General features: G+C 37.7%; 19 protein-coding genes. 16 read left to right on the top strand and 3 right to left on the bottom strand.

Annotation, left to right across the window (positions count from 1 at the left end; all coding sequences use genetic code 11):
• Window positions 1–48: 48 nt before the first annotated feature.
• Window positions 49–963, bottom strand: coding sequence for an aldo/keto reductase (locus AC11ZT_RS05190; RefSeq protein WP_484058581.1), 915 nt, complete (start codon window positions 961–963; stop codon window positions 49–51).
• Between the two features lie 127 nt (window positions 964–1,090).
• Between AC11ZT_RS05190 and AC11ZT_RS05185 the strand changes: the two genes are divergently transcribed.
• Window positions 1,091–1,639 carry an NUDIX hydrolase gene (locus AC11ZT_RS05185; protein WP_484058580.1) on the top strand — a complete coding sequence of 183 codons (549 nt, stop codon included), beginning with the start codon at window positions 1,091–1,093 and terminating at the stop codon, window positions 1,637–1,639.
• 18 nt (window positions 1,640–1,657) lie between these two features.
• Here AC11ZT_RS05185 and AC11ZT_RS05180 read toward each other — a convergent pair whose 3' ends face one another.
• Window positions 1,658–2,221, bottom strand: a complete 564-nt coding sequence (locus AC11ZT_RS05180; protein ID WP_484058579.1) for a GNAT family N-acetyltransferase — start codon at window positions 2,219–2,221, stop codon at window positions 1,658–1,660.
• Window positions 2,222–2,343: 122 nt separating this feature from the next.
• Between AC11ZT_RS05180 and spoIIM the strand changes: the two genes are divergently transcribed.
• From spoIIM to corA, 9 genes are all read left to right on the top strand, one after another.
• On the top strand, window positions 2,344–2,982 hold the full coding sequence (spoIIM, locus tag AC11ZT_RS05175) for a stage II sporulation protein M (RefSeq protein ID WP_484058578.1): 639 nt from the start codon (window positions 2,344–2,346) through the stop codon (window positions 2,980–2,982).
• A gap of 112 nt (window positions 2,983–3,094) precedes the next feature.
• A complete protein-coding gene (fur, locus tag AC11ZT_RS05170) occupies window positions 3,095–3,547 on the top strand; it encodes a ferric iron uptake transcriptional regulator (RefSeq protein ID WP_484058577.1) in 453 nt (150 codons plus the stop codon).
• Between the two features lie 98 nt (window positions 3,548–3,645).
• Window positions 3,646–3,873 carry a YqzK family protein gene (locus AC11ZT_RS05165; RefSeq protein WP_484058576.1) on the top strand — a complete coding sequence of 76 codons (228 nt, stop codon included), beginning with the start codon at window positions 3,646–3,648 and terminating at the stop codon, window positions 3,871–3,873.
• Window positions 3,874–3,879: 6 nt separating this feature from the next.
• Window positions 3,880–4,767: a site-specific tyrosine recombinase XerD gene (xerD, locus tag AC11ZT_RS05160; protein WP_484058575.1), complete on the top strand. Its 888-nt coding sequence runs from the start codon at window positions 3,880–3,882 to the stop codon at window positions 4,765–4,767.
• Window positions 4,768–4,916: 149 nt separating this feature from the next.
• The gene (locus tag AC11ZT_RS05155) at window positions 4,917–5,639 is read left to right on the top strand and encodes a FixH family protein (protein ID WP_484058574.1); all 723 of its coding nucleotides are present in this window, start codon (window positions 4,917–4,919) and stop codon (window positions 5,637–5,639) included.
• A 253-nt stretch (window positions 5,640–5,892) separates the two neighbouring features.
• Entirely contained in the window at window positions 5,893–7,071 is a 1,179-nt protein-coding gene (gene deoB / locus AC11ZT_RS05150) for a phosphopentomutase (RefSeq protein WP_484058573.1), read from the top strand.
• A 15-nt stretch (window positions 7,072–7,086) separates the two neighbouring features.
• Complete coding sequence (locus tag AC11ZT_RS05145) at window positions 7,087–7,902, top strand: purine-nucleoside phosphorylase (protein ID WP_484058572.1); 816 nt, start codon at window positions 7,087–7,089, stop codon at window positions 7,900–7,902.
• 13 nt (window positions 7,903–7,915) lie between these two features.
• Window positions 7,916–9,220 (top strand): pyrimidine-nucleoside phosphorylase, encoded by a 1,305-nt coding sequence (locus tag AC11ZT_RS05140; RefSeq protein ID WP_484058571.1) that lies wholly within the window; start codon window positions 7,916–7,918, stop codon window positions 9,218–9,220.
• Between the two features lie 147 nt (window positions 9,221–9,367).
• Window positions 9,368–10,315 carry a magnesium/cobalt transporter CorA gene (gene corA / locus AC11ZT_RS05135; RefSeq protein WP_484058625.1) on the top strand — a complete coding sequence of 316 codons (948 nt, stop codon included), beginning with the start codon at window positions 9,368–9,370 and terminating at the stop codon, window positions 10,313–10,315.
• Between the two features lie 59 nt (window positions 10,316–10,374).
• On the opposite strand, the gene AC11ZT_RS05130 is transcribed toward corA, so the two are convergent.
• Complete coding sequence (locus AC11ZT_RS05130) at window positions 10,375–11,022, bottom strand: SIMPL domain-containing protein (protein WP_484058570.1); 648 nt, start codon at window positions 11,020–11,022, stop codon at window positions 10,375–10,377.
• Window positions 11,023–11,205: 183 nt separating this feature from the next.
• Between AC11ZT_RS05130 and AC11ZT_RS05125 the strand changes: the two genes are divergently transcribed.
• The 6 genes from AC11ZT_RS05125 to AC11ZT_RS05100 form a co-directional block, all read left to right on the top strand.
• The gene (locus tag AC11ZT_RS05125; protein ID WP_484058624.1) at window positions 11,206–11,625 is read left to right on the top strand and encodes a MarR family winged helix-turn-helix transcriptional regulator; all 420 of its coding nucleotides are present in this window, start codon (window positions 11,206–11,208) and stop codon (window positions 11,623–11,625) included.
• 193 nt (window positions 11,626–11,818) lie between these two features.
• Window positions 11,819–13,003, top strand: a complete 1,185-nt coding sequence (locus tag AC11ZT_RS05120; RefSeq protein WP_484058569.1) for a D-alanyl-D-alanine carboxypeptidase family protein — start codon at window positions 11,819–11,821, stop codon at window positions 13,001–13,003.
• Between the two features lie 282 nt (window positions 13,004–13,285).
• Window positions 13,286–13,636 carry an anti-sigma F factor antagonist gene (gene spoIIAA / locus AC11ZT_RS05115; protein WP_484058568.1) on the top strand — a complete coding sequence of 117 codons (351 nt, stop codon included), beginning with the start codon at window positions 13,286–13,288 and terminating at the stop codon, window positions 13,634–13,636.
• Window positions 13,637–14,077 carry an anti-sigma F factor gene (gene spoIIAB, locus AC11ZT_RS05110; protein ID WP_484058567.1) on the top strand — a complete coding sequence of 147 codons (441 nt, stop codon included), beginning with the start codon at window positions 13,637–13,639 and terminating at the stop codon, window positions 14,075–14,077.
• Window positions 14,078–14,089: 12 nt separating this feature from the next.
• The gene (gene sigF / locus AC11ZT_RS05105; RefSeq protein WP_484058566.1) at window positions 14,090–14,848 is read left to right on the top strand and encodes an RNA polymerase sporulation sigma factor SigF; all 759 of its coding nucleotides are present in this window, start codon (window positions 14,090–14,092) and stop codon (window positions 14,846–14,848) included.
• Window positions 14,849–15,097: 249 nt separating this feature from the next.
• The coding region (locus AC11ZT_RS05100; RefSeq protein ID WP_484058565.1) for a stage V sporulation protein AA at window positions 15,098–15,554 on the top strand (457 nt) is incomplete at its 3' end.

Genomic DNA, 15,554 nt, shown 5'->3' with positions numbered 1-15,554 from the left:
TTCAAAAGCATAGATTTGAATAGCTTTCAATATGAACTAGAATCTGAATTATCGATGCAATGTATATCGATCTTGTTTTGTAATGGAAGAAATCCGGTCGTATTCTTTCTTTGTTAGCGGCATTGCTTCAGCAACGCGTACATTTTCACGGAGCTGCTCTAGTGAACTTGCTCCTGGAATAACAGAGGCAACTACGGGGCTTGATAGACAGTATTGTATAGCAGTTTCTGCCAATGAACGTGTATTGGCAAGTTTAACAAGACCAATAGTATGTTCCAGCTCTTCATAGGAATAGGATAAATAGCCTTTATCCATCGCTTGCTTTAATTTATGCTCATTGTGATCAGTTAGCAACCCTTTTGCAACAGGACCACGAGCAATGATACTTACATGGTTCTCGTTAAGCAATGAAAATAGTTCTTCAGGACGACGGTTCAATAGATTGTACTCCATCATTACACTTACGATATGAGAATATTTTAAATATTCTCGAATGACATTCGGCCGAATGGAAGAAATTCCATAGTAGCGAATGACTCCTTCTTTTTGCAACTGTTCGAAGGCTTCTATGGTCTCTTCAATTGGATCTTCAATCGTTCCTCCGTGTAATTGGTATAAATCGATATAATCTGTTCCAAGGCGGCGTAAACTTTCCTTCACTTCTTCCATAATGTATGCTTTTGATGGATCCCAGTTCCATCCGTTCTTCTCTTTCGTAAAGCGGTTTCCAACTTTTGTAGCAACAATTACTTGTTCCCTTACTCTTCCCCGCAAGGCTTTTCCTACAAATTCTTCATTTAAACCGTAGTCATATAAATCCGCAGTATCTAAATAGTTAATTCCTGCGTCAATAGCAGAATGTAGCATAGATATGGCTTCCTTCTCATTTGTTCCGAGAGACATGCAACCAAGGCCAATATTACTTACGAATAAGTCGGACGAGCCGACCTGACGTTTTCTCATCTTCATCCCCCCTTATTCTATTGTAAGGAAATCTAAGTTTTAAGACAAATCGTTCAGCACATAGTCAAACTTCATTTTTAGAATATGGTAAACTAATTACGTGTACTATAGGAATTCGGATAAGGAGATGAATAGGTTGAATCATTTTGAAGAACGTACGATTACTACTACTCCAATCTTTTCTGGTAGAGTGATTCACGTACAAGTAGATGAGGTTGAGTTGCCAAATGGAAATACAAGTAAACGAGAACTTGTAAAGCACCCTGGTGCAATTGCTATTATTGCTGTTACGAATGAAGGGAAGATTGTATTAGTCGATCAATACCGGAAGGCATTAGAAAAGATGCTTGTTGAAATTCCTGCAGGTAAGCTAGAAAAGGGTGAACGGCCTATTGATTGTGCAATGCGGGAGCTTGACGAAGAAACGGGCTATACTTGTAAGGAAATGCGGCTTATTACTTCTTTTTATACATCTCCTGGATTTTCAGATGAAATCGTCTATCTGTTTGAAGCGATTCAACTGGAAAAAAAGGAAGTAAAAGCGAGTCTAGATGAGGATGAATTTGTAGAGCTGCTAGAAGTTACACTGGAAGAAGCACTCGAACTAATGAAGGTAAGCCGTATTCATGATAGCAAGACGATTATGGCTCTTCAATATCTACAATTAACAAAATAAAAGAATAGGTATTTTTGCCTATTCTTTTATTTTTGCATAGATACATGTATTGCGAAGTTCGTCACTACCCACTGCCTTACAATTTTTATGTAGTATACCTTCTAGCATAAAACCTGTATTTTCTGCCAACTTCTTTGCTTTTTCATTTGCTGCATCACATCGAATTTCAAGACGATTACATTGTAGCTTTTCAAAAGCAAATGTAATTACACCAGTAAGTGCCTCGGTCATATAACCTTTGTGAGTTGCGCTACTTGCAAGCCAGAAGGAAATCTCGAATATCCGAATGTCCCAGTCTATTGGATAAAGAGTGATACTTCCAATAAAAGTGCTATCCTCCTTGACATACAAATGAAAGCGAAGTTGTTCACGTAATAAAAATTTAGCGTGGGCTTCTCTCACGTCTGCTTCTGCTTGATCCTCAGACTGAGTGGCAGCACCATACGTTATCCATAAATCAATATCTTCTTTCGATTGTTGATATACCTCATACAATTCAGTTCCATCTCCAGGAAATGGTTTTCGAATTTGTAGTCGTTTCGTTTGAAACATAGTTGGAAAATCAAGTAATAATGGATTCACATCTATCCCTCCTTTATACATAGTGTATCAAACAAAAAAACTGAAATCCATTCGTTGTATAACTCATAATCTACCATTTCTCTCATACAATGTAGCAAAGAAGAAAGAAAGGGGTTTATACGGTGAGAAAATCATGGAAGGATCGAGCTGCTAGTCATATTCAGGAGCACTCCTCACTTTATATATTTGTCTGTATTTTGTTAGTCATGGGAGTTATTTTCGGTGCGATTCTCGTAAATAGCTTACAAGAGAGTCAAAAACAGGATTTGTATTACTATCTTAGTAAATTTTTTGGACAAGTATCCGAAGGGAAGTTTGCTAGTACAGGTGAGATGTTTCAAGAAAGTTATATTTCCCACTTGAAATATATTGGATTTATTTGGTTGCTAGGTATTTCAATGATTGGTTTACCAATTCTTTTTATCCTTTTATTTTTAAAGGGAGTTGTTGTTGGATTTACTGTCGGATTTTTAGTAAATCAGCTAGGATGGAATGGAATTATGTTATCATTTGCAGCTGTTTTCCCCCAAAACCTAATTATCATTCCTGCTTGTATTGTCATGACTGTCGTATCTGTCAGTTTCTCATTGCAAATGATTCGGCATCAGTTTGTTCGGAGAATACGTGGACCCGTTCTTCCTTTTTTTATGCGATACACAGTTTTTTTTATTATTATGGGAGTAGTCCTCCTGCTTGCTTCTGCTATAGAAGCATATATTTCACCAATGCTTATGAAAACCATCATGACAGCTATTAAATAGAAATAATTATTATATAATATAAAGAATCATTTTATCTTTACTATTTTCTTTTGACACGCTCCTTACTTTTGATATAATGGTGTAAGAGTGGCGAGGGAGGGAAAAGTACCGAATGGAAGAAAGAATTGATCGTATCAAGAAACAATTGCATGCAGCAAGCTATAAACTTACACCACAAAGAGAAGCTACTGTACGTGTACTGCTAGAAAATGAAGAAGACCACCTTAGCGCGGAAGATGTTTACCTCCTTGTAAAAGAAAAGTCGCCCGAGATCGGACTTGCAACCGTTTATCGTACGTTAGAATTGTTAACGGAACTAAAGATTGTCGATAAAATTAATTTCGGTGACGGTGTTTCGCGTTATGACTTACGAAAAGAAGGAGCTTCTCGTTTTCATCATCACCTCATATGTACAACATGTGGCATGGTAGAGGAAATTCAAGAGGATTTATTAAAAGATGTAGAAATTAAAGTAGAGCAAAAGTGGAATTTTAAAGTGAAGGATCATCGACTCACTTTTTATGGGATTTGTCATACATGTAGGCAAAAACAAAGCGATAAATAACCTTTTCCTTATCTGGAAAAGGTTTTTTTATTCGATAACGTATAAAGCAGAGTAAGCCTGGCATATGTTGTAATAACAAAGCATATGGAGGGCTAAACATGCGAAATGGTTTCATATTGATCGTTCATATACTCAAGGTTTTTCTGCTATTTACTAGTTGTACGCTTCTTTTTTATTTTGCTATAGTATGGATAAATGAAGAATATCAAAACTATCATCGATTTGAAAAGCCAAAGGGAGAATCGGTTGAAGAAGTATCACTAGACGGATCGGTTGCTAGTACTTGGATGAATCGATTAATTTTTTTCTATGAAAATGGGGAGTAGAGAAACTTGGATGAACATCTAAAGGATTTTATACATTATATGCGGATTGAAAAAGGACTAGCAGGTAATACTATCACATCTTATGAACGTGATTTGAAAAGTTACTTGCAATATATAGATAAAGTTGAGAGAATCCATATTACTGCTGTGACCCGTATACACATTATACATTTCTTACATCTATTAAAAGATCAAAATAAATCTTCAAAAACAATTGCACGTCATATTGCTTCGATTCGTTCCTTTCATCAATTTTTGTTACGTGAGCGTGTGGCAGAAAGTGATCCTTCTGTGCACATTGAAACACCAAAACTGGAACGTAAATTACCGAATGTGCTATCCATAGAAGAGGTAGAAGCGCTACTTGAAGTGAAAGATAGGTCTGCCTATGGACTTAGAAATAAGGCAATGCTTGAATTGTTATACGCAACAGGTTTGCGTGTTTCGGAACTAATTAACTTAAATTTACCTGACGTTCATTTGACGATGGGCTTCGTACGATGTCTTGGTAAGGGAAATAAAGAACGAATCATTCCGCTTGGTGGGATAGCAACAGAGGCAATCACGAGATATATTGAGCAGGGACGAAGTGAGCTAGCAAGTAATAAAAAATCAACAGATGCACTCTTCTTAAATCACCACGGAGAGCGATTATCACGCCAAGGGTGTTGGAAAATTTTAAAGAAGCTTGCGAAAGAGGCGAACATCCAGAAGGATTTAACGCCGCATACTCTTCGGCACTCTTTTGCGACTCATTTATTAGAAAACGGGGCTGATTTACGAGCGGTTCAGGAAATGCTTGGCCATGCAGACATTTCGACAACACAAATTTATACGCATGTTTCAAAGGTACGATTAAAAGACGTATATAAACAGTTTCATCCGAGGGCATAATGATGTTTATAATAGGAAAACGTAGTTGCTTTTATTTTCTTCACAAAAACTTCACATTTTCTCCTTGCATTGTTTTCAATCTATCAACCTTGTTAATGTGGACAAACTCTTTTTTGTTCTTCTATACTAAATTAGAGGAGGAGTGAACGATGAAAAAGGTTATAGCAGTACTATGTATTTCACTCATTGCGCTAGTTGCATGCAATTCGCAAGGCCAGAACAATACGCAAAAGGATGCCGTGCCCAAAGAAGTAAAGGTGGAAGTAAAAACAAATCCGGAAACATTAAAATCGAATGAAAAAATAGAACTACAAGCAATTGTTACGCAGGACGGAAAAGCGGTCGACGATGCGCAAGATGTAAAATTTGAAACGTGGAAAGATGCGGATCAAAATCATACGATGACAGCAGCACAGCATAGACAAAATGGAATCTATGTAGCAGAAATCACATTTGCAGAGGATGGAGTCTATCATATTATCGCCCACACCAATGCCAGAGATATGCATGTAATGCCAGAAGTAAAGGTTACGGTAGGAAATGCAGCAGTTACAAAGGATACCGGTAATGATGAACATGATCATAGTGACTTGTCTATACGCCTCATGGCAGATTCTTTACAAGTCAATGCAGCATCAAAAATGATGGCACATGTGGAACAAAATGGTTCTGTATTAACAGGAGCATCGGTCGAATTTGAAATGTGGAAAGATGGAAATGAAAAGCATGAGTTTGTTCCGGCAAAGGAAGGAATTCAGGGGGAATATAATGCTAGTCCAGTATTTAAAGAAGCAGGAAGTTATCATGTAAAAGTGCATGTTGAAAAGGATCAGCTTCATAATCATATAGAGCAAGTTGTAGAAGTAAAATAAAGAAAGCTGATGGACTGACCATCAGCTTTCTTTATTCTGTGTAATAGAAACTTTGCTCGAGTAGGATATTCTAGAAAAAGGTTGCCATTCATCGCTTACGAGAAGTCCTGCTACTGCTTGCCAATTCTTGTTTGAAGTCCCGTTTTATATGAGATATACTAAAATAAAAGAAAAAAATATTGTTTTGCTAATAAGGTCTGACATCTGACATAAAATAATTTGTGTTAATGGTAGTGAATAGGAGGTAGTTGTGTTGAATAAATATAGACGGATTTTTTTAATTGTGATGGATTCTGTAGGGATTGGAGAAGCGCCAGATTCTCCATCTTTTGGTGATGAAGGCGCAGACACGCTCGGTCATATTGCAGAGTATATGAACGGATTATACATGCCAAACATGGCGAAATTAGGACTTGGAAATATTCGAGAGATAAAGGGAATTGAAAAAAGCGAACGGCCCATGGCTTACTATACAAAGATGCAAGAACAATCAGTTGGTAAGGATACGATGACGGGGCATTGGGAAATCATGGGCCTTTATATTGATACCCCTTTCCGCGTTTTTCCGAAAGGGTTTCCAAAAGAGCTACTTGATGAACTTGAAAAACGGACAGGACGTAAAATTATTGCGAACAAGCCAGCTTCTGGTACTGCTATTCTTGATGAACTTGGGGAAGAACATATGAAAACAGGTGCTCTTATCGTTTATACATCAGCAGATAGTGTATTGCAAATCGCTGCGCATGAAGATATCGTACCAATCGATGAACTGTATTCCATTTGTAAGATTGCACGAGAATTAACATTGAAAGAAAAATATATGGTTGGACGCGTGATTGCGCGCCCGTTCATTGGAGAGCCTGGAAACTTTATACGAACTGCAAACCGTCATGACTATGCATTAAAGCCATTTGGTCGTACGGTAATGAACGAATTACAAGATGGCGGATACGACGTAATTTCAATAGGAAAAATTTCAGATATTTATGACGGGGAGGGTGTTACAAAGTCTCTTCGAACGAAATCGAATATGGATGGTATGGATAAGTTAATGGAAACCTTGCATATGGATTTCACAGGTCTTAGCTTTTTAAATTTAGTAGATTTTGATGCTCTTTACGGTCATAGACGAAATCCACAAGGGTACGGAGAAGCGCTGCAGGAGTACGATGAACGTCTTTCTGAGGTGCTAGACACACTTAAGGATGACGATCTACTTATCATTACCGCAGATCATGGCAATGATCCGGTTCATGCAGGAACCGACCATACACGGGAATACGTTCCTTTACTTGTGTATAGTCCATCTATGAAAGAAGGTAAGGAACTACCGCTTCGAGAAACATTTTCAGATATTGGGGCTACGGTTGCAGAAAACTTTCATGTAACTATGCCGGAGTACGGGAAAAGCTTTTTAAAACAAATACAATAACAGGAGATGAATACCATGAATTACGAATCGATTGATAAAGCAGCTAAATATTTACAAGAGAAGTTTCCATCTATTCCGAAGATAGGGTTGATTCTTGGTTCTGGACTTGGTGTGTTAGCTGATGAAATCGAAAATCCTGTTAAAGTTAGCTATAAGAACATTCCTGGGTTTCCGAATACAACAGTAGCAGGTCATGCAGGACAGCTTGTATTCGGTTCCTTAAAGGGTGTTCTTGTTGTTGCTATGCAAGGCCGTTTTCATTACTATGAGGGCTATGATATGGATCTTGTAACCTTGCCTGTTCACGTAATGAAAGCGATAGGCGTGGAAACCTTGCTTGTTACTAATGCAGCAGGAGGAGTTAACACTTCATTTTCACCTGGAGATTTAATGATTATTCGTGACCATATTAATTTTATGGGTACGAATCCACTAATAGGTCCAAATAATTCGAATTTAGGTGTACGTTTCCCTGATATGTCACACCCTTATGCAAATAATCTGAGAAATATTGCTAAGGATGCTGCACATCGATTGCAAATATCGATACAAGAAGGAGTTTACGTAGCAGTAACAGGACCTTCTTACGAAACACCAGCTGAAATTCATATGTTCCGTACGTTAGGGGCAGACGCCGTAGGAATGTCAACGGTACCTGAAGTAATTGTTGCTAGACATAGCGGGATGAATGTACTTGGTATTTCTTGTATAACGAATATGGCTGCAGGGATTTTAAATCAACCACTCCATCACGATGAAGTAATTGCAACGACAGAGCGCGTAAAAGCAAATTTTCTATCTCTTGTGAAAGAAATTGTGAGAACATTATAGGAGTGATGAATAGATGAGAATGGTCGATTTAATTGCCAAAAAGCGAGATGGACATGAATTGTCTGCAGAGGAAATTAATTTTATTATTGAAGGTTATACAAAGGGCGACATTCCTGATTATCAAATGAGTGCATTTGCGATGGCTGTTTACTTTCAAGATATGAACGATCGAGAACGAGCAGATTTAACGATGGCGATGGTAAATAGCGGAGATTACATAGATTTATCGAAAGTAGAAGGTATAAAAGTAGATAAGCATTCAACGGGCGGAGTAGGTGATACCACGACTCTTGTGCTAGGGCCCCTTGTTGCAGCTGTTGGTGTACCTGTTGCGAAAATGTCAGGCCGGGGGTTAGGCCATACAGGTGGTACGATTGATAAGCTCGAATCTATTCGTGGTTTTCACGTTGAAATTACGAATGAGGAATTTATTCGGCTCGTCAACACAAATAAAATAGCTATAATTGGACAGAGTGGAAATTTAACACCTGCCGATAAAAAGTTGTATGCGTTGCGAGATGTTACTGCAACCGTTAACTCAATTCCTCTAATTGCAAGCTCCATTATGAGTAAAAAAATAGCAGCAGGTGCGGATGCGATTGTCCTTGATGTAAAAGCGGGTGCAGGTGCATTTATGAAAACAGAAGAAGATGCTAGAGCACTTGCCCATGCGATGGTACGAATCGGAAATAGTGTTGGTCGTAAGACAATGGCAGTAATTTCGAATATGAGTCAGCCGCTTGGATTTGCCATAGGAAATGCACTAGAAGTGAAGGAAGCAATTGAAACGTTACAAGGGAAAGGGCCAAAGGATTTAGAAGAACTTTGTTTAACGTTGGGTAGTCAAATGGTCCTTTTAGCACGAAAAGCAGACTCGTTAGAACAGGCACGTGCTATGTTACTAGAAGTCATCCATAATGGAAAAGCACTAGCAGTATTTAAACGTTTTTTATCGGCACAGGGCGGAGATGCCTCTGTGGTTGATAACCCTTCTAAGCTTCCCCAGGCAACATATATCGTAGAGGTTCTGGCAAAGGAAGAGGGGTATGTGTCTGAAATAATTGCTGATGAAATAGGGACAGCAGCGATGCTTTTAGGCGCAGGGCGTGCGACGAAGGAATCCCAAATCGATTTAGCTGTTGGGCTTGTGCTTCGTAAAAAGGTTGGAAATGTTGTGAAAAAAGGAGATTCTCTTGTAACAATATTTGCGAATAATAAAAATACGAATGAAGTCGTTGAAAAAATATATGCGAGTATAAAGCTATCGAAAATAGCAGTCCAGCCGCAGACGCTTATTTATGATAGGATTACAGAATAAGAACAACTTTTGAAATACATATATCTCTATTTGTTATAAGATGGTATGTAATTCTAAAAAAGGGATTGTTCCATATTGCAATGATTATTATACTTGCATTAGACAGTTGATATAAAACAGGCTTGGTGAAAAAATGGGGTGAACGGATTGATCCGTGTATGCGGGATTACAACACAGAATGAAGTGCGTTACAATATGGCATTAGAAGATCGTTTTCGTGATGACATAGTATGGTGCTGGGTTGATTTGTTTAATCCATCAGAAGAAGAGTATGTGTCAGTTTTGAAAGATCATTTTCATTTTCATCCTTTGGCAATTGAAGATTGCTTAGAAAATGTACAACGTCCAAAGATAGATTTCTATAATGGCTACCATTTCCTTGTGTTGCATTCTATTTCAAGAGAAGAATTAACACCAAAAGAAGTAGATGTATTTGTTGGTGAATCATTTTGCGTCTCGTTTCATTGGAAAGAAGAACCTGGATTAGATGATACTTGGAATACATTTGCGCAAAAAGAAAGATTGAAAAATAGTCCGTTACATGTAACACATATGATGATTGATCGACTCGTAGATGACTGTTTTCCTCCGTTATATTTTCTAGAAGATCGTTTAAACGAAATTGATGACCATTTAACATTTAACGATAGTCATTCGCTAGAGGAAGTATTTGAAATCCGATCCGAGCTCTCAAGGTTAAGACGAACAATTGTCCCTATGCGTGATTTGCTATATCGTATTCTTAACTCAGAACGTTTTTATGGCATGAGTGATCAATCCATTTATTTTAAGGACATTTACGATCATCTATTGAAGCTTTCAGAAATGATTGAAGCGAACCGTGAACTAACTGCAGATATTCGTGATAGTTATTTTTCATTAAATAGTAATTACATGAATAATATTATGAAAACATTAACAGTATTTTCTACTATATTTATGCCTCTTACCTTTATTGCAGGTGTATATGGTATGAATTTTTCAAATATGCCTGAATTAAATTGGAAATATGGGTATTTTATTTGTATTTTTCTAATGTTATTTATTTTTGTTGCGATGATGACATGGTTTCATAAAAAAGGATGGTTTAAGTAGAAATAGGACGTAGCTTTATAGCGAAGAAAAGAAACGACACATATGCTGTATGTGTCGTTTTATGTATAGGTAAAGGTAGCAACAATACGAGCTGAAATCGTTACTTCACCTGGTTGGATGGAAGGAACTGTCATGACTCGTGCTGTTGTATAAGTTTCGGAATATGAGCCTTGCTCTTTTATGGAAATCGGAATGGGGTGCAGCGTGACATGCAAGGTGTTTGTAATGACTGTTGCTTTTTCTAGTGCATTTGTTATAGCAATTGTTAATGCTTGATTTGTATACGTAGTAGGCTGTGATACACGAAAAGTTAGGCCACCAGTAATATTTGCCCCTGCCTTTGTAGCAACGGAGTAAACTTTACCTGCTTGTTGTACATGTGGGACAGTTACTTCATATAGATGTTCAACGCGATAACCTCGTAGCGTTGTTTTACCTCCTTCCTCACTATATAAAGGTGTAATAGTATAAGATAACGTAGCAATGCTGCTTTCGGGTATGCCCATCTCTTTTAGGGAAGCTAGCAATACTTGCGAAGCAGCTGCATTTTTTTCTTGTGCTGCTTGTACGGTCATGTCCTCAGTTATAATGCCAAGCGTTATAACCACATAATCTGGTTTTGCCTTTACTACTCCTTCTCCATGAACCTCTAGCAATTTATCTTTTGTTTCCCTATATGGTGGTATATATGGATTTGTATATTGCATAAGTTTCCCCACTCCTTTTTTTCAAAGAATGCAGCACTTTCGCTTCATAACCATGTATATGAAAGGGAGAAGTGAATATGACGAGGTGTCATGTCAGTTGAGAAGAAATTGTGTAAGAAAATGTATACAAAGAAAATGAGAATGATTTATAATGGCTGTAAACGAAGAAAGTGGTCGAATAAAATGAAAGAAAATAGAGAAACCCTATTATTAGATGTATCCGTATCGCTTAGGCATATGATTCGGAAGGTCCAAGCAGAGATTAATGAGTTATTTTCAGAATATATGCCTTGGAATGAATTTGTAATTTTACGAGCGCTTATGCATAGTAGTCCTCAAACAGCATCACAGATTGCTAGTGAAGTAGATGTGACATCCAGTCATGTTACGGCCGTTAGTGATCGTTTAGTGGAAAAAGAATATATTTCCCGGACACGTTCAGATCTTGATCGTAGAATTGTTAATTTAGAAATTACAGAACAAGGAAGAATAGTTGCAAATAAACTTGAGGTTTTGCGTAAGCAATACTATAAGGAAAAGTTTGCACCGTGGAATGATGAAGAAATAAAGCTCGTGGCAATGCTTTTGCACCGTATTTTATAAACGAATGATAATCTTATTGCAGAAATAACCAGTTCCCCTCTAGTAACCTTATGGACCGAAGTAGAATGCTGAGTAATCAGTTTTTCTATTTCGGTCTTTTTGTATCCTTTTCCCTCTTCTTTTGCAAGAAAAATGAATAAACCTTTTTTAAATGGAAAAAATAGGTGTGATATGGAATGGAGGGTGCATAAAAATGAAACGATTATTCGCAATTTTACTTAGCTTCACCGTATTTAGCTCTGCCACTTCGGTCGGATTAGCGCAGTCAGATACAAAACAAAATCAAAAAGAAGATCAACCAAAGCTGGTGGAGCAAGCGTCATCTGCTGTGTTGCTCGAACAGGATACTGGTCAAATTCTTTTTGAGAAAAATAGCAATGAAAAGCTTCCGCCTGCGAGTATGACAAAAATTATGACGATGTTATTGATTATGGAACAAGTGGCAAAAGGGAAGTTGAAGCTAGATGAAAAAATCAGAACGAGTGAATATGCTGCTTCCATGGGTGGTTCTCAAATCTTTCTAGAGCCAGGCGAAGAAATGACCGTTGATCAAATGCTTAAAGGGATTGCCATCGCTTCAGGAAATGATGCTTCGGTTGCAATGGCTGAACATATAGCTGGTTCCGAAGAGGGATTTGTGAAATTGATGAATGAAAGGGCTAAATCTTTGGGACTGAAAAATACTCATTTTCAAAATCCAACCGGGTTACCCGCAAAAGATCATTATTCGACTGCTTATGATATGGGAATCATGGCAAGAGAGTTAATGAAATATCCTCTTATTCGTAAGTACACAGGGAAATACGAGGATTATTTACGTGAAAATACGGACAAAAAATTTTGGCTGGTTAATACGAATAAGCTCGTGCGTTTTTATCCAGGAGTAGATGGAGTAAAAACAGGATTTACAGCAGAGGCGCGTTATTGTTTAACTGCCTCATCTGAGAGAAATGGTATGCGTGTTATCGCAGTCGTTATGGGTGCCCCTACATCAAAGGAACGAAATGCGCAGGTTACAAAACTTCTTGATTTTGCTTACAGTCAATATGCTACCAAAAAATTATTTGGTAAAGATCAAGTTATTACATCTGTGAAAGTAAGTAGAGGCGATAAGAAAACAGTTAATCTTGTAACGGAAGATCAAGTATCCCTCCTTCTAAAAAGAGGAGAACAAGCTGATTCGATGAAGCAAGAAATTGTAGTGGAACCGACTGTGAAAGCGCCTATTAAAAAGGGAGATACATTAGGAACTCTTCTTGTAAAAAAAGGAGATACAGTTGTAACGAAAGAACCACTAATCGCAAGTGAGGATGTGAAGCAAGCTAGTCTTTGGGAGTTGGTGAAACGGAATTTCAGTATGTTTTCAAAGACCGAATAAGGAAAATGGATGGACCTTCGTTTTACGCTACGTAAGTATGCGGAGCATGATTCTGACTAGTCTCTAACGTTAAAAAAATATTTTCTCGGATGACGCAAGAGGCAATTAAATTCCCATTTGCGTCATCTTATTCTCATTTTATTAGGAAGAAATCTCGACAAAGACAACTCTATTTCTTCGAATTATCACTTCTTTTGTCGCCTAGAAGGATTCATGCTGTAAGTCAGCGAAAGACTCCTTATGCTTTTTTGCGCTAGTGCGCTTGAAAAGGAGGAAATAAACGTGAGTTTAATAATCAACATGGAAGTAAAACGTGATGTTTTGTGTATTCGTTTAAGTGGGGAGCTTGACCATCATACTGCTGAGGAATTACGTAGTCGTGTGATGAATACTTTAGAAATCAACCAGGTACATCATATCATTTTGAATTTAGAACATTTAACATTCATGGACAGTTCCGGACTTGGAGTCATACTTGGCAGATATAAGCATGTAAAAAGTTTAGGAGGAGAAATGGTCGTATGTGCAATCTCACCCGTTGTAAAACGTCTATTCGAAATGTCTGGTTTATTTAAAATCATTCGTTTGGAAACAAGTGAGAAGAATGCACTTGCTACATTGGGGGTGGCCTAAATGAAAAATGAAATGCAACTTCAATTCTCAGCCCTCAGTCAAAACGAGTCGTTTGCTCGTGTAACAGTAGCAGCATTTATTGCACAGCTTGATCCTACCTTAGAGGAATTAACTGAAATTAAAACAGTTGTATCAGAAGCAGTGACAAATGCCATTATACATGGCTATGAAGGAAATCACGAAGGTATCGTATACATTACGGTGACGCTAGAAGAAGGAACCGTTCGAATAACAATTCGTGATAAAGGATTAGGGATAAAAAACTTAGAAGAAGCAAGACAGCCATTATTCACCACAAAACCTGAATTAGAGCGTTCCGGTATGGGATTTACAATTATGGAAAACTTTATGGACGAAGTAGAAGTCATAACAAATGAATCTTTCGGAACAACTATTCATCTTACTAAGTATTTGTCGAACAGTAACGCTCTATGCAATTAAGGAGACGAACCTATGGACATAGAGGTGAGAAAAGAAAATGGGAAAGTACAGTTGAAAGACCATGAGCTGAAGGAATTGATTCAGAAGAGCCAAGCAGGGGATCAGACAGCGCGAGATACGATTGTACAATGCAATATGCGTCTCGTATGGTCAGTGGTACAGCGTTTTCTTAATCGTGGATACGAGCCAGAGGATTTATTTCAAATCGGCTGTATTGGATTGTTAAAATCGGTAGATAAATTTGATTTATCATACGATGTTAAGTTTTCTACTTATGCTGTACCCATGATTATTGGTGAAATCCAAAGGTTTTTGCGCGATGATGGAACCGTGAAGGTTAGTCGTTCATTAAAAGAAACAGGGAATAAAGTACGCAAGATGAAGGATGAGTTATCAAAGAAGCTTGGGCGTATTCCTACTGTATCTGAGGTTGCGGATGCTTTGCAGCTTACGGTAGAAGAAATAGTCATGGCAGAGGAAGCAAGCCGCTCCCCGTCATCCATTCATGAAACCGTGTATGAGAATGATGGAGATCCTATCACTATCTTGGATCAAATAGCAGACCAGACTGAATCGAGATGGTTCGATAAATTGGCTTTAAAAGAAGCGATTCAAGGTCTTGAAGAACGAGAGAGACTCATTGTTTATCTTCGATATTATAAAGATCAAACACAATCTGAGGTAGCAGAGAGACTGGGTATTTCACAAGTACAAGTGTCTCGACTAGAAAAGAAAATTTTACTGGAAATGAAGGACCGAATAGGGGAATAACCTATTCGGTTTTTTTAATTGATAGGCTCTTTTAAAGCTTATTGTTGATTTAACTAGGTTGATTGGAGCGGAAATCAACAGACAAGTTTAACAGAGCTAATTGATAAAGGAGGTATATACTCAACGTGGTAATTTACTTACTGCGCTACCACACTTCCTGTAGAATAGAGAATTTAAAAATGTAGGTATGGAAATAAGATGCTTATCCATACTACAAGTAAAAGAACTGTTGTAATAGGAGGGATCGTCTTGGATGAAACCATATATATAAAAATGCGACAACGATTGCAAGTCTCTCCAGATTACCGATTAAAGTTAAAGGACATTGCACAAATTTCTGCACCTGAACATATACGAGTATCTTTGCAAGATTTACCTGTATATGAAATTACAAAGGCAGATCTGACCCATGTTGTAATTGATGCGATGATTATTTTGGCTGCCATTCATTCGCACTCCAAACAGTATGATGTAAACCTAATTGGTCCTTCCCAAACCATTGTTGAAATCTTGTATGACAGAAAAGCTAGCAATCCGATTTTTTTTGTAGCGGTATGGCTCCTTCTCTTTGTAGGAGCTGGTCTTGCCATTATTTATTTCCACGAAGATGTGAGTATGCAGCAAGTGCATGAACGTTTGTATTACATGATAACAGGTGAGGTGAATAAAAAACCTCTTATCTTGCAAATTCCATATTCGATTGGTC

Source organism: Ectobacillus sp., from assembly GCF_056992975.1.
The sequence above is the reverse complement of the archived record's forward strand: the minus strand, read 5'-3'. Positions and strand labels throughout refer to the sequence as shown.